This window comes from Rhizobium sp. BR 362 (assembly GCF_036528765.1).
Taxonomy (GTDB): domain Bacteria; phylum Pseudomonadota; class Alphaproteobacteria; order Rhizobiales; family Rhizobiaceae; genus Rhizobium.
The window spans coordinates 24,120-43,506 of the sequence record NZ_JARWGH010000019.1 but is presented as its reverse complement, the minus strand read 5'-3'; the positions used below and the strand labels follow the sequence as shown (position 1 = coordinate 43,506).

At 59.0% G+C, this 19,387-nt stretch carries 15 protein-coding genes; 1 reads left to right on the top strand and 14 read right to left on the bottom strand.

What is annotated here, in order from left to right:
- Window positions 1-128: 128 nt before the first annotated feature.
- The 9 genes from QDY28_RS20860 to QDY28_RS20820 all read right to left on the bottom strand — a co-directional run bounded on the left by QDY28_RS20860 (window position 129) and on the right by QDY28_RS20820 (window position 11,598).
- Window positions 129-2,645 carry a methyl-accepting chemotaxis protein gene (locus QDY28_RS20860; protein ID WP_331383557.1) on the bottom strand — a complete coding sequence of 839 codons (2,517 nt, stop codon included), beginning with the start codon at window positions 2,643-2,645 and terminating at the stop codon, window positions 129-131.
- A 183-nt stretch (window positions 2,646-2,828) separates the two neighbouring features.
- Window positions 2,829-3,590 carry an SDR family oxidoreductase gene (locus QDY28_RS20855; RefSeq protein ID WP_331383556.1) on the bottom strand — a complete coding sequence of 254 codons (762 nt, stop codon included), beginning with the start codon at window positions 3,588-3,590 and terminating at the stop codon, window positions 2,829-2,831.
- Window positions 3,591-4,149: 559 nt separating this feature from the next.
- Window positions 4,150-5,412 carry an NAD(P)/FAD-dependent oxidoreductase gene (locus tag QDY28_RS20850; protein ID WP_331383555.1) on the bottom strand — a complete coding sequence of 421 codons (1,263 nt, stop codon included), beginning with the start codon at window positions 5,410-5,412 and terminating at the stop codon, window positions 4,150-4,152.
- Window positions 5,413-5,484: 72 nt separating this feature from the next.
- Entirely contained in the window at window positions 5,485-5,796 is a 312-nt protein-coding gene (locus tag QDY28_RS20845) for a putative quinol monooxygenase (protein WP_331383554.1), read from the bottom strand.
- A gap of 11 nt (window positions 5,797-5,807) precedes the next feature.
- Entirely contained in the window at window positions 5,808-6,908 is a 1,101-nt protein-coding gene (locus QDY28_RS20840; RefSeq protein WP_331383553.1) for an NAD(P)-dependent alcohol dehydrogenase, read from the bottom strand.
- 62 nt (window positions 6,909-6,970) lie between these two features.
- The gene (locus QDY28_RS20835; RefSeq protein ID WP_331383551.1) at window positions 6,971-7,969 is read right to left on the bottom strand and encodes an ABC transporter permease; all 999 of its coding nucleotides are present in this window, start codon (window positions 7,967-7,969) and stop codon (window positions 6,971-6,973) included.
- A 5-nt stretch (window positions 7,970-7,974) separates the two neighbouring features.
- Window positions 7,975-8,916: an ABC transporter permease gene (locus QDY28_RS20830; protein ID WP_331383550.1), complete on the bottom strand. Its 942-nt coding sequence runs from the start codon at window positions 8,914-8,916 to the stop codon at window positions 7,975-7,977.
- 9 nt (window positions 8,917-8,925) lie between these two features.
- Complete coding sequence (locus QDY28_RS20825; protein WP_331383549.1) at window positions 8,926-10,452, bottom strand: sugar ABC transporter ATP-binding protein; 1,527 nt, start codon at window positions 10,450-10,452, stop codon at window positions 8,926-8,928.
- 57 nt (window positions 10,453-10,509) lie between these two features.
- The gene (locus tag QDY28_RS20820; RefSeq protein WP_331383573.1) at window positions 10,510-11,598 is read right to left on the bottom strand and encodes an ABC transporter substrate-binding protein; all 1,089 of its coding nucleotides are present in this window, start codon (window positions 11,596-11,598) and stop codon (window positions 10,510-10,512) included.
- A gap of 666 nt (window positions 11,599-12,264) precedes the next feature.
- On the opposite strand from QDY28_RS20820, the gene QDY28_RS20815 reads away from it, so the two are divergent.
- Entirely contained in the window at window positions 12,265-13,371 is a 1,107-nt protein-coding gene (locus QDY28_RS20815; protein ID WP_331383548.1) for an NAD(P)-dependent alcohol dehydrogenase, read from the top strand.
- Window positions 13,372-13,775: 404 nt separating this feature from the next.
- On the opposite strand, the gene QDY28_RS20810 is transcribed toward QDY28_RS20815, so the two are convergent.
- From QDY28_RS20810 to QDY28_RS20790, 5 genes are all read right to left on the bottom strand, one after another.
- Entirely contained in the window at window positions 13,776-13,910 is a 135-nt protein-coding gene (locus QDY28_RS20810) for a hypothetical protein (RefSeq protein ID WP_331383547.1), read from the bottom strand.
- A gap of 324 nt (window positions 13,911-14,234) precedes the next feature.
- A complete protein-coding gene (locus tag QDY28_RS20805) occupies window positions 14,235-15,722 on the bottom strand; it encodes an NAD-dependent succinate-semialdehyde dehydrogenase (RefSeq protein ID WP_331383546.1) in 1,488 nt (495 codons plus the stop codon).
- A 23-nt stretch (window positions 15,723-15,745) separates the two neighbouring features.
- Entirely contained in the window at window positions 15,746-16,765 is a 1,020-nt protein-coding gene (locus QDY28_RS20800) for an ABC transporter permease (RefSeq protein ID WP_331383545.1), read from the bottom strand.
- Between the two features lie 11 nt (window positions 16,766-16,776).
- A complete protein-coding gene (locus QDY28_RS20795; RefSeq protein WP_331383544.1) occupies window positions 16,777-17,751 on the bottom strand; it encodes an ABC transporter permease in 975 nt (324 codons plus the stop codon).
- Window positions 17,748-19,301, bottom strand: a complete 1,554-nt coding sequence (locus tag QDY28_RS20790) for a sugar ABC transporter ATP-binding protein (RefSeq protein ID WP_331383543.1) — start codon at window positions 19,299-19,301, stop codon at window positions 17,748-17,750. The genes QDY28_RS20795 and QDY28_RS20790 overlap by 4 nt, the downstream gene beginning before the upstream one ends.
- Window positions 19,302-19,387: the final 86 nt, after the last annotated feature.

Here is a 19,387-nt window from a genome sequence, read left to right as displayed (position 1 = left end):
GACAAAGAGCTACCAGGAGAGAGACCGGCGCATCGAAGCGAAATCGTGCGCTGGGGTATGTGACTTTCATTCGATCGACTAGCGGCATGGCCCGCCATCGGAATGCTTCGAACCTGACTACGGCTGCCCTATGCAGCGAGACCTACCCGATGAGCCAGCCTGTCATCTGATAGCTTGAACCCAGCAAGCCGTTCGCTGAGTTCGACAGTCTGATCAGAAAGCGTCTTCGTTGCAGCGTTTGTCTCCTCAGCCATGGCTGCATTCTGTTGCGTCCCCTGATCAAGAACATTGACGTTGTTATTGATCTCGGCCAGCGAAGTCGCTTGTTCGCGGCTGGAACTCACAATCTGGTCGATGCGATCAGAAATCTGCACGATGGATGCCGCTATACTGTGCAGAGCCTCCCCGGTCTTGCCGACGTAATCCGAACCGACAGCCACCTCTGACGAAGATTCTGAAATCAACTGCCGGATCTCGAGCGCTGCGGCTGACGACCTTTGGGCAAGCTCGCGTACTTCTTGTGCAACGACCGCGAAGCCTTTTCCAGCGTCGCCGGCACGAGCTGCTTCAACCCCGGCATTCAGCGCAAGCAAGTTCGTCTGGAATGCAATCGTGTCGATCAATCCTGTGATCTGACCGATCTTGTAGGATGCATCCTGAATTCGCCCCATGGCGCTTATAGCATCAGTTACAATGATGGCCGCGCCCTCTGCATGTTCCTTGACTGCAGAAACAAACGCTTGTGTCTCACAGGCATTCTCCGAGGAGTTCCTCACTGTCGCAGTCACTTGCTCAACGGCTGCGGCGGTTTCTTCGAGAGAAGCAGCTTGTCGTTCAGTCCGGCGCGACAAATCATCAGAGGCTTTGAAAAGTTCGTTGGTTCCCCATTTGATTTGTTGGGTGTTCTCGTCGATATGGGACACCGTATCCCTGAGGACGGACAGTGAGTGGTTGAAGTCACGCCGCAGTTGCTCGAGATTGGGGTGGAAGTGGCGGTCGATGGTTTGCGAAATGTCTCCCCGGGCCAATCGAGATAGTGCCTCCCCGAGTGTTTGCACAGCGCTGGACACTTCTTTCTCAAGCTGAGCACGTTCAAACTCACGATCCGTCCGCTCCTGATCAGCCGTTTTCCGGTCGTTTTGCGCACGTGCTTCAACTTCGAGCTTGGAGACCGCATTTCCGCGAAAAACTTCAAGCGCGCGAGCCATATCGCCAATCTCGTCTTTCCGCTGGCAGCCAACGATGTCTGATTGAAGATCACCGGTTGCTAGCCCCTGCATGCGCCTTGCGATCCGTGCGATTGGCGCGCGCAATGTCGCCATCAGGCCGGCTCCAGCCAAGAGGGCGACCAAGACACCCGAGACGGTAGCAGCTGCGGACAACAGTCGGGCGAAATCGCTTTCCCGGTGAGCGTCATGTTCCTGCGTAGACGCGAACGACACGAGATTTTTCCATATCGACTGGACGGTTTTATCGGCCTCTGCGTACTGCGCCTGCCGCCCTTCCGCGATCTTGACCAACTTCTCGGTATTCTGTTCGACGGCATCCCCCTGTGAGTAGAGGGTCTCCTCCATTTTGGGGAAGTCTGGCAATGAACCGGCTACGCCTCCAACCGCTACGGTGTCACGCGTCAGTTTCGTAAGTTGCTCAACAAGTCGCTGCTGGTTTTCCGGGCTGGCCGCCTGCAACAGGTTGTTTATCTCAATCTCAATCGAATTGGCATCCTGGCCTACTGATGCTACTGCCGCAACGAGCGTCTCCGATTCTGCCAATGGCTTATCCAAGGCTCGAACTGCATGGGTTCCCTCGATCATATGCTGTATGGCGTCATCTCGCAGTCGCGGGGCAAACGCACTAAGGTCGATCCCAAGGCTGTGAAGGAAAGCGCTATCCAGCCCGGAATTAGCGACGACCCTGGAGATTGCCTGTTCCAAGTTTGCGACTGCTTGTCCATCATCGCCCGTTGTAACGACGCGCTTGACAGTTTTCATCGCCTTTTTAATCATGAGCGCTTGTTGCTGTGCCTCGGGGGTTTGCATCGCGCTGGCCGGCAGGTTCACTAAATTTTCCGACAACCGCTGCATGATTGCCGCCGTGTCGATTGAGCGGGTAGCCTCTCTGAGCATCGTTTTGCCAGAGTTCTCCTGGTTGCGGACCTGCGCACGGACTTTAACCGCGGCCAGCTTCAGGTCGGCCGCGACCTGCTTGATCTCAGTCAAGCTCGCGGCAACGTCACGACGAATGGCCAGCTCATCGTTGTGCAGGGACCACATGCGGTCCATGCTGTCAGAAATCGCGGACATCGCGGACTCACTGCTTTCAAGAGCACGAGTGTCACTACCAACGTCAGCGGCGGCTTCCTGAAGCGACAGCATCGTGGCGCCCTGCCCGCTTAGACTTGCCAGGGCCACATCGCGGTTCTCCGTCGAACTCTGCGCCAAAAACCGGTTCATGCTCTCAGAGACGTCCCGAAATCCGCTCAAAGTCTCAAGAACTTCGCTCGATAGCCGAAGGCGAGATTGCAGCAATCCGGTCGCCTGCAGGCTCACGACACCGACGGCCGCCAGTATCATGACCAGCGGCACCAGTACTAATAAGACTTTCGCTCGGATGCTGAAAGCGGATAGCAAGCGATCGACGAACATAGGACCTCCAAATGACTAAAGCGGGCACTGCCACCCATTTCTGGAGTTTTAGTTATTCGACCTAAACGAAGAGGAAGAATGTTCGAAGGCGGAGATGCAAAGTGCTTTACATCTTGTTAGGATTTCCACGTCGAATTGACGCTCAAACTATCAACCTTAACGACAAGTTAATGTCTTTGCGAATTATCCTCGGAAAAGACTATCGTCAGGTTTCAGGTCGATGTGCAGGACGTTCCCCGTGAGCTTTCCAGACAGTTCTGGATTTGCGAGGAATTGGACAGCTTGAACAAGTGTCCTAAGCGTCTCACTTTGAACGTAAGATGTAGAACGCGCATTTCTGGTATGAACAGCGTTTATCCGAAGCCCCGAGTCGAAATACTTCTTCGCCATCGCACTCGTCATAGTTCGCAAGGCCGCTTGGAGCACAGCTTCGCGGTCGGCCTCTAGCAGCGACTGCTCGTCAAACCACGCGATATTCACAACAGCGAGTTCCTCCCCCTGGAGGCGGGAGCCGAAAGCACTTGTCACCCTTATCAGATTGGAAACGGCATCAAGCCCGAGATCCGCAGCGGAAAGCGGATCGGCGCATTCACGGCGACGGAAGGCTATGTTCACCAGAATATCGACCCGGCTCCAGCGTAGGTAGACCTGATCGACCATTGAATTGACATACACATCCCTATTCAAATTGACCTTAACCGGAAACAAATTCGTCCCCGAGACTGCGGTTAATGAACTGAAGTCTGAAGGGTCGAGGTCGCCTACGGCGACACGGTAGCCAGTTTCGAGGAAAGACTGCGCAAGACAGAAACCGACCGGGTTTGACGCGCCCACCAACACGCATACTTTGCCTGCATGAGAGCCGGCAGCGGTCTGTCCTCCTTCGATAAACCCTTCCGTCGGCGGCGTCCGGCAAGCGTTGTGAGTCTTAGATCCTGGTTTCACGCGGAAAACGGTCCATGTGTGAAATCGTGAGATCCAGCAACTCGTTCGTATCTTAACAGGGAAACCACACACCTATCTCCAAATGTCTCCCGCCTCTCCGACCCCAAGCAGCCACGAGGACATGGAAAGATGATCGACGGACAATCCATAGGCTTTTCGACGTCCGGCTTCACGAGGTCTTTGGCGCGCGCGTCGGTTAAGTCTGGCCGTGCCACAGTTGGACCTTCCATGGAACAGCCCATGGATGTCTCTGGGGAACGGCATCTTTCCCGAAAGTCCTACGCTTTCACACGCGGCTCTCTGACGCGTACGGCATTCGTTTGGCCCTCAACGCTTGCACGCGCAGCATCGTCGAGCGCGTCAACGTCTATTGCAGACTGGCCCTCAGATAGGCACTCGCCATTCTCGGGTTCCACGGTCGAGGTCGGTGGAACGATAATGCTGTCTTTCAAAAACTCGCTCATGTGTCGTTCCTTCAATAGCTGCAGGTGACAAGGTCTTTCCGCGCAATACCCACGAATGCGCGGCGTGCGTCCGCCACGTCACTGACGAATCCCTGCTAGACCTCGTCCTTCAGCGTCTCCTTCTGGGTAATAAGGCGGGCAGAGTGGTGTCCGGAGGTAAATGCCCAAAGCCAGCTCAGCGCGACCGCCATTCGGCTCCGTGTTCCGATCAAAAAGTAGATGTGGGCAAAGCCCCAGATCCACCAGGCGATGGAGCCCTTGAGCCGAAGCCTGCCGAAATCGATCACCGCGGAGCTTGGTCCAATGGTCGCAAGATTACCAAGATGCCTGTACTTGAAGGGAGGCGGCGCTGCGCGCTGCTTAAGGCGGGCCTTGATCACTTGGGCGACGTATTTTCCCTGCTGCTTTGCGGCAGGCGCGATACCAGGAACCAGCGATCCCTCATCGGTCTTGACGCAAGCTGTATCGCCGACAACGAAGATCTCCGGCTGTTCTGAGACCGTGAGGTCGGGCTGCACAATAGCCCGCCCTGCTCGATCTGTCTCCGCCCCGACCCACACGGCGGCCTTGGATGCCTGCACGCCCGCCGCCCATATGACCGTTCGGCTCGGGACGAACTCGTCCCCGATCGATATACCTTCCTCGGTGCAGTCGGTTACCGGCCGTCCTGTGCGAACCTCGACGCCCATCGACGCAAGGGACCGCTCGGCGTATTGCGATAACGCCTCGTGGAAAACAGGCAGAACACGCGGCCCTGCCTCTACAAGAAGAATGCGCGCCGAAGTCGTATCGATGTTTCTGAATTCCTCGACAAGCGTCCTTTGAGCCAGTTCAGCGATGATCCCGGCCATTTCGACACCTGTCGGCCCCGCACCGATTATCGAGAAGGTCAGCATTGCCGCGCGTGCATGGGGATCGGTTTCCAGCTCCGCCTTTTCGAACGCCAGGAGAAGGCGGCGGCGGATGGTGGTGGCGTCTTCCAAGGCCTTCAGCCCGGGCGCGAAGGGCTCCCATTCATCCCTGCCGAAATACGCGTGACGGGCCCCCGTTGCGAGAACAAGGGTATCGTAGGGAATAACATGACCGCCCTTGAGCGAGACGGACCGCTTCTCGACATCGACGCCCACGACCTCGCCAAGAAGCGTCGTGACATCTTTCCTTCCACGGAATACTGCGCGAATGGGCCAGGCAATCTCGGAGGTCGCCAGGACGGTCGTGGCGACCTGATAAAGCAGCGGCTGGAACAGGTGATGATTGCGTCTGTCGATGATCGTGATCGAGAGGTTTGGACATTTGAGATCCTTGGCCAATTGGAGGCCGGCGAAACCGCCTCCCACGATGACAACTCGATGCTCCATTTCGTCCTCCCGCGAGCCTTTGGAAAACCGCCTCGGATCGAGCGCGTCTTTCGGTGTTGCACGATCACAAGCTCAGTCGCTGATACGACTGCTCACGATGATGGAAGGGGGGCTTACCAGCAACGGAAGCAATGGTTCGAGAACACGCTTGACGTTCGCAGATTCTCCGTGACGCGCGGTTGCCTCCTCGTTTGCCCAACCATCGAGAATGAAGAACGTATTGGGCTCGTCGGAGCGCTGGTATAGATTATAGTAAAGGCAGCCCTCTTCCTCGCGGGCAGGGCCGACAAACTCCTGGAGCAGTGTGTTGACACGGTCCCGGTTACGCGTCGATGTTTTGAACTCTACAATGAGATGCTGTTCGTCGGACTTGCTCGATGGCATGTGGGAAGCTCCTAGTTGAAGACGATGACGGGCTTGATCACGCGGCCAGCTTCGGCATCGGCGATGGCCTCGTTGATTTTCTCGAACGGATACTTTGTGATCAGCTTCTGGAACGGGAATAAGCCCACCTGGTTTAGTTCGACCAGTTGGGGAATGAAGAGCTGCGGGATCTGGTCTCCGAGGATGGCACCCTGAATTTTCCGGTTGAAGACCATGAGGTCCAGCGGAATTGGAATGTCCTTGCCGAGCGCGTCGAGCCCGAGGAGGACGACATGGCCCCCTGCCCGCGTGCATTTGATCGTGTTCAGGATGACGGGAATGATACCCACGGCGTCGATCGCAAAATCGGCACCGCCACCCGTCAAGGCGTGGATCTGCTCCACGACGTCTGGGTCCCTGCCGTTGATTGCGTGGGTCGCGCCCAACGTCTTGGCCATCGCCAGACGCTGCTCGTTCAGGTCGATGATGATGATCTTGCTGCACCGGCGGACCTTGGCGGCCATCACCGCCGCCATGCCCACTGCTCCCGCGCCGAACACGGCAATGGTTTGTCCGATCTCCGGCTTCATGGCGTTGATGACGGTACCGGCTCCAGTTGCCATGCCGCAACCGAGCGGGGCCGCATTCGTCAGGTCGAAATCCCCGGGAAGTTGCGCGGCGTTGTTTTCAGTCGCCAGGATGTGGGTCGCGAAGGATGACTGGCCGACAAAGTTGCTGGCGATGCCGACTTCATCACAGACCAAGGCCTTCTTGCCGTTCGGGCGAAGCCCCGTCAGATTGTACTGGGTGTAGTTCTGGCAGTTCATCGGGTGAGAGCGCCGGCAGTCGCCGCAGAAGCCACATGAACTCTGGCTGAGCGCAACGTGGTCGCCGACCCTTAACCCTTGGACGTCCGCCCCGATGGCCTCGACGATGCCAACACCTTCATGTCCCGGTATGACCGGAGCGGGAGGCCCAAAGATCCCATCACGGAGCAACAGGTCGGTATGGCAGATGCCCGTGGCGACCGTCCGCACGAGAATTTCATCGCCTTCTGGATCCGCCAGCTCAAGTTCACGAAACTCAAGTGGAGCTTTCGGTTTTACGGCGACGGCCGCTGTTATCTTCACCATGCTTTTCTCCTGCATTCTCCCGCGTTGACGCCGGGAATGACCTATTTGGCATCCTGTGCGGGCTAGACGCGACCGACGCGTGCTCCATAAACGATTGCCGCAAGAGCGATGATCCCGCCCTGGACGATAAGTTTGCCGGGCTCCTGGATGCCGAACACCGTCAACATCGCGAAGAGGAAACTGAAGGCGACGACCGCAACGAAAGGCCCCGCGACGCCACCGCGGTCGACGCCGAACGTCACCCCACCGAGAATCGTCGCGGCGAGAGCGTTCATGAAGGTGTCGAAGCCGGGCTTGATCGTGCCAACGGCCAGCGCCGACACCTGAACCAGGGCGGCGATGCCCGTCAGCGTGCCCGCAAGCGTATGGGAGACAAAAATCGTGCGGGCCAGAGGTATGCCTGTTATCTCCGCCGCTCTCGGATTGTCGCCGACAGCGCGGAAGTATCGCCCAAGGATCAAGAAGCGGAACGCCAGAGCGACAAGAACGGAAATCCCGATCCAGACGATCACGGAGTAAGACAGGCCGTAGATGTTCCCGCTCGTCAGGACGCGAAGCCAGCTTGGTGTCGAACCCGGTGCACGGCCCGAACTCATGAATTGGACGATCCCTATGAGGATCGCCGATACGCTCAGCGTCGCGATGACCGCGGAGGCGCGGACATAGGCCACGAGGGCGCCGTTGATCAGACCGACTCCAAGGCCGATGACGATCGGCATCAGGACCGTGACGAAGGGCGGGTAACCGTTGGGGAGCCCGGAGCTGGCGAGATAGATCGAAAAAGCAAACACGCCACTGACCGAGAGATCAATCGAACGCACCCGCATGACAAGAGATTGCGCCAGCACCGCGATCCCGAGCGGCGCTGACTGTTTCAGGATCACGAACCAATAGTTCGGATTGATCAGCGTCGCACTTACCGCGGGGGCCACGGCGATCAGGATTGCGAGCACGTAATATGCCGGGGGCAAACCGAGCACCCAGGAAAGCACGCGTCTTGCGGTGAGCGTGCGGTATGGCGTCTCAATTTTCGCATCTGTTGTGGTCATCGAGAGGTCCATCTCTTTCAAAGTCCGATTGTTTTGCGACGTTGCGAGACGACGAGTGCCAGCAGCAGAAGACCCTTGACGACCGACTGGAGGAATGCCGAGACGTTGGCGAGGTTCATCACGTTGTTGACGATGCCGAGGATAGCCGCGCCGGCCACAGTGCCGAGGATGCTGCCGATACCGCCAGCCAGGTGAACACCGCCGAGCGCTGCTGCGGTAACGGATTCAATTCCGAATGTGGCGCCCCCCTTGGGATCGCCCGAGGCAAGGCGGCCGGCGAGGAACATCCCAGCAGCACAAGCAAATAGCGCCGACAGGATGTAGGCCTTGATGACTGTGCGTTCGACCGGGACGCCATTCATGCGGGCATTGAAGTCGTTACCACCCGAGGCGAACAGGTAGAGGCCAAACGGCCTGCGATAGAGCAACCAGGCCGCAACGAAGGTGGCAGCGATCAGCCAGAGCAGCGAGTTTGGCACGGGCCCGACGGAACCCGCGACTGACGCCGACAGCCAATCAGGCACTTTCCCGCCGGGGATAGGAAGAATAATAAGCGCCAATCCCTGGCCGATACCCATGGTTGCCAGGGTCATGATGATCGGGTGGACGTTGAGCCTGGCTACGCCGTATCCATTCGCCAGTCCGAATGCGATCGCAACCGCAATGCAAAGCATGACACGGACAACCTCGGGCATGTCGAGTGTCATGATCGTGGTCGTCACGCTGATGATCGAACCGACGGAAACATCGAGGCCGCCCGTCAGGATCACAAAGGTCTGGCCAAGGGCAGAAATGACAAGAACAGTCGATTGGGCCAGCAGGTTCGACAGATTCTCCGTCGCCAGAAATTCTGGAAGCAGGATGATCGAGGCGACCACAAGGACGAGTAGCGTCCCGATCGACAGCCGGATCGCACCCGCCCTATAAGGTGTCTTCAGGAACTTTGGGACGGTATTCATGTATCCTCCTCAATGAACAGCGGCGCGCGGATCGTGCGCGGAGTTCGAGCCGAGTGCGGTTCCCAGAATGGTTTCTTCTGTGGCATCAAGCGCGGGCATCTGCCCGACGATCTTCCTGTCGTGAACGACCAGGATGTTGTCACAGAGCCCGATCAGTTCGGCGTGCTCGCGTGAGGAGACGATCACTGCACCGCCACGATCGGCAAAATCGCGAAGCAGCTTGTAGATTTCCGCTTTCGCGCCGACATCGACGCCACGTGTCGGCTCCTCGATGACAAGAATATCGACCCCCGACAGCAGCCAGCGGCCAAGAAGCACCTTTTGCTGGTTTCCGCCCGAAAGTTTGCCGACGGGCGAGGCCGGGTCGGCGGCCGCAACACGGAGCGACTTTATGACATCGTGAACCCTGGAGATGGAACGCCATGCAACGCTCGCCATGTTCCGGTTCAACTGCTTGCCAAGTGCGATGTTGTCGTGAATCGGAAGCCGAAGAAACAGGCCTTCCTGCTTGCGGTCTTCAGGAATGAAACCAATGCCGGCTGAGATCGCACTCGAAAAGCCGGAGGATACGTTCACACCGATCATGCTATCGTCGCGGCGACGCCGGACGGTCACGGCAGCCACGGTTTCGACCCCGACGACTGCACGCATGATTTCACGCTGCCCCTGGCCCTCCAGCCCGGCGAGCCCGATGATCTCGCCCGTGCGTACGGAAAAACCGACTGGCGCGCCATGGTCATTGAGACGAAGCCCTGCCACGTCGAGCATCGGCGATCCAATGGCCTGTGCCCTCGGCGGAAAGAAATTCTGAAGCTCCCGTCCAACCATGGTTGCGACAAGCGTTTGGAGATTGAAGTCTTCCGCCCTGGCTGTCTTTACCCAGGCCCCGTCCTTCATGACGGTGATCGTGTCGCACAGCTCGAACACCTCGTTCATCCGATGCGAGATGTAGACGACGGCCTTGCCTTGCGCCTTCAGATCGCGGATGACCTTGAAGAGATGAGCGACGTCCGTCGAGTTTAGTGCCGCGGTGGGCTCATCGAAAATGAAGACATCGGCATTGGATGTCAGGCCTTTGGCGATTTCCACTGCCTGCTGCTGGGCAACCGTCAGCGTTTCCACGATCGCCGTGGCGTCCAGTTGAGGGAATACGTCGGCAAGTAGCTTGCGGGATCGCTCGACGACCTCCACCTTGTCTATCGACCCGTCGGCACGCCGCGGTTCGTGCCCCAGAAACATGTTTTCGGCGACCGTGAGATTGGGGATCAGGGTGAACTCCTGAAACACTGTCGACACCCCGGCGAGACGCGCTTCCTTAGGGGACCGGAAGGTCACCTCTTCTCCTCGCAGACGGATGCGTCCAGCGGTCTGTTGATAGACGCCGGCTAGAATTCGCATCAGCGTGGATTTCCCCGCCCCGTTCTCGCCCATCAATGCGTGCACGGAGCCGCGTTCAAGCGAAAATTGAACATTCGACAGGACTTTGGTCGCACCAAAGGACTTGTTGATGCCGACCATCTCGACAAGCATACTCATGAACACTTTCCATCTGCGAGGGTGAAGAGGGCGCGCCTTGTCCGCGCCCTCCATGCGTCAGGCCTTGAAGTACTCGAGGAGCTTCTCATTCGGCATTTCTGTTGGGGCCCAGTAAGCGTCCGTGAGATCGGAGCGGTAAAACTGCGCAAGATTGCCATCGACGATCGGCTTGGGCCGGTTGGTCCAGTTGCGCTGGATCGGCTTGCCTTCGAGAAGCGCGAAGGAAGCACGCAGGGCTGCCGTCGAAAGAGCCGGAGGGCAAATTGGCCCAATCGAAGAGAGCTTTTCGTCATTCCAACGACGCATCCAACCGTTGAGCGCTTCTCCCGTGATCGGTGGAATGGTGGAAGCCCCGGCTTCCTGCAGCGCGTCCAGGACCCCGAGCGACATGTTTGCGCCGTCAGTCCAGACCCCGGCGACATCGGGATCAGAGAGATAGAGGCTTTCGGCGATCTTCTTTGAGTCCTCGTAGGACCAGCTGCCGTGCTGGGTTGAGGTGATTTGGAGGCCGGACTTGCTGAAGACTTCCATCGCCCCGGCGTAACGATCAGCATCGATCGGATGCCCTGCGACGCCGCGCAGCACCCACACTTTTCCCTTGTTGCCGAGTTTATCGACCAGGAACTGCGCCATCACCCGACCGAAGTAGAAGTCGTCGCCCTGGACCTGCACCGTGAATTCCTCGGTGTCGACGCGACCGAGATAGACGACCGTGGGAATGCCGGCGGCCTTTGCCTTCCTGATGCCTTCCACGGCCGAGCCTGTTGTAAGCGGCGCAATGATGATTGCATCGACTTTTTGTGCGATCAGATCTTCGATGTCGGCGACCTGTTTTGAGGCGTTGAGGTCGGCGCTTCGGAATTGATAGTCGGCGACACGGGGCTTGTTCCTGGTGATCTCGTATTCAGCCTCGAATGCGGTCTGATACGTGTGCGTTGAACCGGCCAGGCCATAGTGGCTGTGACCGATCTTCCAGGGACCTGCCTTGGCGAACTTACCAGCTTCGACGACGGGGTTTTCCCCTTCGGACGGCCAAGTGTCGGGCAGCAGGGCGATCGTATCGTCTGCCCGCAGAATGCCCGGTATTCCGAACGCGCCCGCTGCAATCAAGGCACTGCCCGTCTGTAGGAATGTACGTCTTTTCATCGAAATTCTCCTCCTCTTGCCACCCAACGCGGCCATTTTGTCTGCGACCTGGAGCGCCGTTATTCTCCAGCTGTCGCCGAATTCTCCCCCTAAACGGCAGATCGCATCATTATGAATAAGCAGACAATCTGTCAATAAACTATCTTGAATTTCGGCTTTTTGACGCGCTATCTGTACAACATACTGATTTATCTATCATTTTGTTGCCGCTCGGTTCGATACGGCAATAAGACAAAGCCGTCGCCATGATCTCACCGCCAGGAGCGCGCAAACAGGAAACAGTGGAGACCACGCCTCGCCGGCGAGGTTCATGAAAGGGAGGTTTGGACCCATTATCGCTTCTACCGCCCGGAACACGAGGCCTAGACGCAGGAAAAACGGGCGCCACCATCAGCCGGAGCGTTCGATGAACGCCACGGTGGACCAGTCAATCTGTCACGAGAATTCTAGTTTTAATATAGCCGACCATTCAAACGAAGATCTAGATTGGCCGCACACCCTTGAGGAAGCAATTGATATCACATCGCTTTGTTTCTTCACATGTCCGTGTAGAGCGCTGGGATGGCCTCAGTGAGCATTTTCGTTTACCGAACATAATTGACTGATTGTCTGCTAACGCCTACAAGTGTCACCCACCGGCCGAGCGCGCACTTGAGGAGTCACTTTATGAAAGAAGCATACGCTGCAATTTCGCGCGAAAAGGCAAAGCCTCTTGTTCTGGAATGCATCGGTATCGATCAGCCTCGCTCCGACGAAATCCTCGTCCGGATCGTGGCGAGCGGTGTCTGCCACACCGACATGGTTGTTCGCGACCAAGGATATGACGTACCGCAGCCCGTGGTTCTAGGCCATGAAGGCTCCGGCGTCGTGGAAGTGGTCGGGGCCGATGTAAAAGGGATTTCGCCCGGCGACCACGTGGCTCTAAGCTACGCATATTGCGGGAAATGCGAGAAGTGCCGGGCAGGCACGCCTTATTATTGTGAGGACTTTTTCGGCAGAAATTTCCGTGGCACCCGGCCGGATGGCAGCTGCCCGCTCCATGATTCACACGGTACCCAGATCAGCGGGTGCTTCTTCGAGCAGTCTTCTTTCGCCACCTACGCCATCGCCAGCGAGCGCAATGCGGTCAAGGTTTCCAAAGATGTTCCCCTCGAACTCATGGGACCGCTGGGCTGCGGGCTGCAAACGGGCGCCGGTGCGGTTCTCAACTGCCTCAAGCCCAAACCAGGATCTTCCATTGCAGTGTTCGGCGCGGGTGCAGTCGGCATGGCAGCCGTCATGGCGGCGAAGATCGCCGGATGCTCGACCATCATCGTGATCGATCTCAACGACGAACGTCTCGAACTGGCGATTGAACTCGGTGCGACCCACATCATAAACGCCCGCAATGGGGATAGCGTCAGGGCGATCAGGGAAATCATTCCCGAAGGCGCAGACTTCAGTCTCGAATGCACGAGCTCGCCGAAGGTGTTTCGCCAGGCGGTCGATTGCCTCGGCACGCCAGGAACCTGCGGACTGGTCGGATCGTCCGCGCTCGGAACGGAAGGGATCGTCGACATCGGCAACTTTCTGTTCGGCCGGACGCTCGTCGGTGTGGTCGAAGGCCAGAGCATTCCCTCCAAATTCATACCTGAACTCATCGAATACTGGCAGCAAGGACGGTTCCCATTCGACAAACTCGTCCAGTTCTACGATCTCGACCAGATCAACGAGGCAATGGCCGATTCCGAGAGCGGCAAGGTCATCAAGCCGATCCTGCGAATGAAGCACTAAGCTCTCGCGGCAAACATTGTCCAGACGTCAGCCTCCCAGGGCAACGTCCGGGCGGGGCCGTGGTCACGGTCTCGCCCGGACACTCTGCAACGCAGGTGTGAGGCGCAACCCCGTTTCATCATTGCAACGCGACCAGGTCGCGGTAAGATAGTGGGCTCTTCCAGGTCAAACTATTAGTCTGCGACGGCGCAATTTCTCGGCGATCCGTGAGCGCCGCATCGAGGCCTTGCGGCAGTTGACGAACCTGCACGCCATTGCAGAATATGCAAGTGGGAAGTGAGGTTCCACCGGGTGCTGCCCTTGAGCCAAAAGAGCACTCGTGCGGACAGGGTGAAGGCCGATTTCGATGGCTACGTCGGCTACATTCCGGATTATGCTGTGTCGCCTGTCCTGCGCAGTCTGACTCATATCGTCACCGCGCCGCGCGCCTTCAGCGTCCCGACGCGTGAGCCTTGCGTCGACGTGCCGCCAGCAGAAAGCAGACATACCGGTGATGATCTTGCCAGCGAGCGGCCGGTGGCGCGCGGTCTCCGTCCCATCGAGATACACCGACGAAACTGTCGGCCGGATCATCGGACGTTGCCTCAAAGCGAGCCTTAAGCAGACAGGCCCGCGACAAAGGCGAGTCCAGCGCCTGCCTCTCTCCGCACGTTCCGACGTTCCATTGCCGTTCTGCCCTCGACGTTCGCCTGGGCAGCGTGATCGGCCGGGTCCTGCTCGCGGTCTACCGCCTCGTTTTTAAGGCTGCCGGCGCGGTCTTGACCAAGAGTTTCCCCGCCTCCTGCAGAAGGTGTCATCGGGCCTCCGTGACCAGCTTAAACATTGCGGGTGGCGAGCGTTAAGACCCGCCACCAGCCGTTGGACTACGATTGTATGCCGCCCATGCAGACGTATTTCATCGAAAGGAAGTCATCCAGGCCGTATTTTGAGCCCTCGCGGCCGAACCCCGACTGCTTGACGCCGCCGAACGGTGCGACCTCCGTCGAGATCAGGCCTGTGTTGACGCCGACCATCCCGTACTCCAGGGCCTCCGTAACCTTCCAGACGTTTCGAAGGTCGTTGGCGTAGAAGTAGGCAGCGAGACCGAACTCGGTGTCGTTGGCCAGTTCAATGACCTCGTCCGTCGTTTCGAACCTGAAGACCGGGGCGAGCGGCGCAAAGGTCTCCTCTCGTGCGACCTTCATTTCCTTTGTGGCTTCCGAGAGAAGCGTCGGCTGGACGAAGGTGCCACCACGCTCGTCCCTTGCGCCGCCGACAACGACCTTCGCACCCTTACCGACCGCGTCGTCGATGTGGCTATAGAGCTTCGCCACTGCATCCTCGTTGATCAGGGGACCGATGGTGGCTCCATCCTCGAAACCGTCAAGAACCTTGAGGGCGGAAACCCGCGCCGCCAGTTTTTCTATGAAGCGGTCGTAGACCCCGCTCTGGACGTAGAGACGGTTGGCGCAAACGCAGGTCTGGCCGGCATTGCGGAACTTGGACAGCATCGCTCCTTCCACGGCCTCGTCGAGGTCGGCATCGTCGAAGACGATGAAGGGAGCGTTGCCGCCGAGTTCGAGGCTGAGCTTCATGATCTTTTGTGCGCCCTGCGCCATCAGGATGCGGCCGACCTCGGTAGATCCTGTGAAGGTCAACTTCTTGACGACGGGGTTCGAGCAGACTTCTTCACCGAACATCCGGGCGTTGTCTGTCGGCAGGACGCTGAACAGGCCGCCGGGTATTCCGGCGCGCTCAGCGAGGATTGCAAGAGCAAGGGCCGACAAGGGGGTTTCGGCGGCCGGCTTGAAGATGATGGCGCAGCCGGATGCCAGCGCCGGGGCGATCTTGCGGCAGACCATGGCGGAAGGAAAGTTCCAGGGCGCGATGGCCGCCACCACGCCGACGGGCTGTTTGATGACAATCAGGCGCTTGTCGGCCTGATGCCCCGGAATGGTGTCACCGTAAACGCGCTTGGCTTCTTCCCCGAACCATTCGATGTAGGAAGCGCCGTAGGCGATCTCGCCGCGTGCCTCGGCCAGAGGCTTGCCCATCTCGGACGTCAGGATGATCGCTAGGTCCTCGGTGTTGGCCGTGACGAGTTCGAAGAACTTCCGCATGACGCCGGCACGTTCCTTGCCCGATCGTGCGGCCCACTTTTTCTGGGCGAGTTTGGCGACGTCGATGGCTTCGCGGACGTCCTGGAGTCCTGCGCTCGGGAGGCTCGCGATCACGTCCCCGGTCGAGGGATTGTGGACGTGGATCGTCTTGCCGCTCGCGCCCTCTTTTCGCCAGTCGCCTCCTACCAGCATTTCCTCGCGTACCAGGGAGGGGTCCTTTAGGCGATCAAGTAGAGCGGTGGAGATAGCCATTGGTATTCCTTTCGATGCAACGTTCAAATCTGATTACGGATGTGTGGTGAGCGGGCGTAGATCGCGACCATGGGGACGATTAGCAGCCCTACGACGGCCTGTTGTGCCGGGAAACTGAGCCCCAGGCCGACGAGAAGCGAGGTCAGGACAGTAAGCACGAGGACGCCGAGAACTGTCGCCCCATACCCGCCGGCACCGCCCAGAAGAGATGTTCCGCCGATAACGACCGCCGCCACGGTGGTGAACAGGTAGGGATCACCGACACCGACGAAACCGCCGCCGGAAAAACCAAGAAGCAGCATTCCGGTCAGTGCCGACATCGCCCCGCTGACGCTGTGGATCACCGTCCAGATCTTGAATTCCGAGATTCCGAGGCGGGCGGCGGCCGTGCGGCTCCCGCCAACAGCATAGAGGCTGCGGCCAAACCAGGTGTTGTGCATTATCCAGCCCAGAGCGACGGCGATGAAAGCCCATATGACGATAACCGGTGGAAACGGCAGACCGAAGAACTTGCCGTTGAACGCCGAAAGGTTGCGAAGCCATCCGGGGACGGGCGCAAAGACGGTGCCGCCGAACTGCGATCCGAGCGAGGTGTAGATCTGGACCGCCCCGACGGCGGCAAAACCAAGACCGAGCGACATGATCAGCGCCTGACCCTGCAGCCGGAAGCTGAGGGCGCCGTTGCAAGCCCCGACCAAAATGCCAAGGAGAAGCACGACGACCATGGCGACGGGGGCGGGAAGACCCGCCACCATGAGGCTTGGAAGCAGGATATTGGCGCCACCGATGATGTATGGGATGGAAAGATCCAGCGCTCCAACGAGCGCGCAGAGCGTCTGCCCGACAGACGCCAGCCCAAGGAAGGCGGCGAGAAGGAGGATCGATCGCGCGTTCTGCGGCGACACGAAGCCCGGCACGAGCAGGGCTCCAAGAATGAGCAGACACGCAAGGAGACAGAAGCCGATCGAAATACTCTTGTGCTTGCGCAAAGGGCTGGCGCCACGGGTCGCGCCGATTTCTGTGTTCAAGACAGTGGAGATCATTTCCTTACTCCTCACGCGACAGTGCGGCGGCTGATGACGAAGACGTTCACGAGAAGTGACCCAACGAGGATCAGGCCAAAGGCCATTTGCGTGACGAAGCCGGAAACCGTACCGAAGTTGAAAGTGGACAGAAGATACGAGATGAGGAACATGTTGATCGCGCCGAGCGTCGAGCCGAGCGCACCGCCGCGGCCCCCGGAGAGACTGGCGCCGCCAAGGACCAGCGCCGTCACCGCTTGCAGCGTGTAGGTGCTGCCCTGGGTCGGGTCGCCGGACGAGATCAGCGCGGTGTAGCTCAATGCGGCCAGCCCGGCAAAAACGCCGCCGACCATATGGGCGATGATGCGCACGACGTCGACCTGCACACCGCTGGTATAGGCCATCCGCTCGTCAGCGCCGGTCATCCGCAGGTTGCGGTAAAACATCGTGCCCCTCAGGACGCCCCAGATTGCGAAAGCGCCGAGCAGAAGCAACAGGACAGGCGAAAATACGCTCGTTCCCGCGCCCCAGCTTAGCATCCAGTCTGGAGCGACACCGCCGGGACGCGACATGACCATCAGGTTGACGCCCGACAGAACGAGGAAACCGGAGAGCGTGACGATGATGGGCGCGACGCGCACATAGATGATCACAAGTGCTTGCACCAGCTGGAACACCGCTCCCAATCCCACCGCCCAGGCAATGATGGCCACGGGGTGCGTGATGCCGTTGCCGACCAGCCACGTAATGAGCGTGACGTTGACGAAGCCCATGAGCGGGCCCACGGAAAGGTCCACCGCTCCGCGGCCCGCCATGACGATCGGTGTTATCGCGAGCGTGGTCAGGATCAGCGGCGTTGCAACCAGAATGGCTCCGGCCAGACCATTGTTCGTGAACAGACCCTGGCCCCGGAAGGCGACAGCGCAAAGGAGGACGAGGAAAAGTCCGGCCGGAACGAACAACGAGCGGTCCTGCGTGACTTGACGGAAAGCGGTTGCGGACATCATGCGGTCCTTTCCAGATCGAAATCAACGGAAGCGTCCCGGGCTTTCCCGAACATAGCGGCGAGGATTGGTGCCTCGGCGATTTCCTCGCCGGTTAGGGATCGAAACAACGTTCCACCGAAGAACACGTCGACGCGATCGGCAAACCCGATGAACTCCTCTATCTCACTCGACAGGTAGATGACACTGCCGCCTTTTTCAGCGAACAGACGTAGCTCCCGGTAGAGGTCGCGCTTGGTGCCGAGATCGACGCCGCGGGCGGGGTCATTCAGGAGGATGACTTGGGGATCGTTTGCGAAGGCGCGCCCGATAAGCACCTTCTGCTGGTTGCCGCCCGACAGTGAGGTGATCCTGTTCGACGGGCTGCCGATCTTGATGCGCAGACGATCCACTTCGCGCTTAAACATGGGTTTCAGCGTGGGCTTGCGGATCACGCCCAGGGGGCCGAGCTTCTTCCTGTAGACGCCGATGGCGAGGTTTTCGAAGATGCTTTGTTGCGGGAAGATACCCTCGCGCTTTCGGTCCCCGGAGACGTAGGAAACACCAAGGTTCGCAGCATCGTCGAGCGATCGCAGCGCGATCATCTTGTCCGCATCCACCGAGCGGACCTTCACCTCGCCACCGAACAGCTGGATGATGCCGGCCAAGGCGCGGATAAAAGCGTCCTGCCCCTGCCCATCAAGCCCGGCTACGCCGACGATGCTCCCCTTGGGAAGGTCGAAATCGAACATGCGCGCCGACCTGTGCGCGGCGACACCCGTCGCGGTTAGCATGAGAGGGGCCGAGAGCGCCTTCTTTCGGGAGGCGTATTCTGTCGCATCGCTGGCGCGCCGATCTGCCGGCGTCATCATGGACAGCAGGTTTTCCTCGGTAATCTCGTCCTTTCCGAGCGTACCGACAGTTATCCCATCACGCAGGATCGTCGCACGGTCGGCGATACGCACGAGTTCAGCGATCCGGTGGGTGACGATGAGGATCGTCGCGCCCTCGGCACGAAGGCGGTCGATTTCCGCGTGGAGCCGGAGGGTCGAGTCGAGGTCGAGCGCGGCCGAAGATTCGTCGAGGATCAGCACCTGCGGCCTGCGAAGGATAGCCCGTGCGATGACGATCCACTGTTTGATGCTGAGCGGGAGGCTGCCTGCCAGTTGATCGAGGTCTACGGATTTTCCAACGAGCCGCGCCAGGATTTCAGCCGCTTCGATCCGCCGATCGCCGGTCGACTGCGAACGAAAGACACCGTCACGACCGACATAAAGGTTCTCGAACACGCTGGCCTCGTCGGCAACCAGGACTTCCTGGAAGATGGTGGTCAGGCCGACCCGCTTGGCGTCGACGGGCGAGGCAACCTTTTCACCCAGGATCGTGACCTTGCCTGCGTCCGGGTGCAAAACGCCCGACATGATCTTGGCCATCGTGCTCTTGCCGCTGCCGTTCTCGCCAACGATGGCGTGTACCTCCCCGGCGCGGGCCTCGAAGTCGCACTTCTTGAGTGCCCTCGTCTCCCCGAACGCCTTGGCGACATCTATCATTCTGACTGTTATCTCGCTGCCCATCGCAGACCTCCCACCCGCAATGTCCGCCAAGGCGGCTTTTACGATCATCCAAGGTCCCGCCCGGCGGTTAAGCCATCGGGCGGATC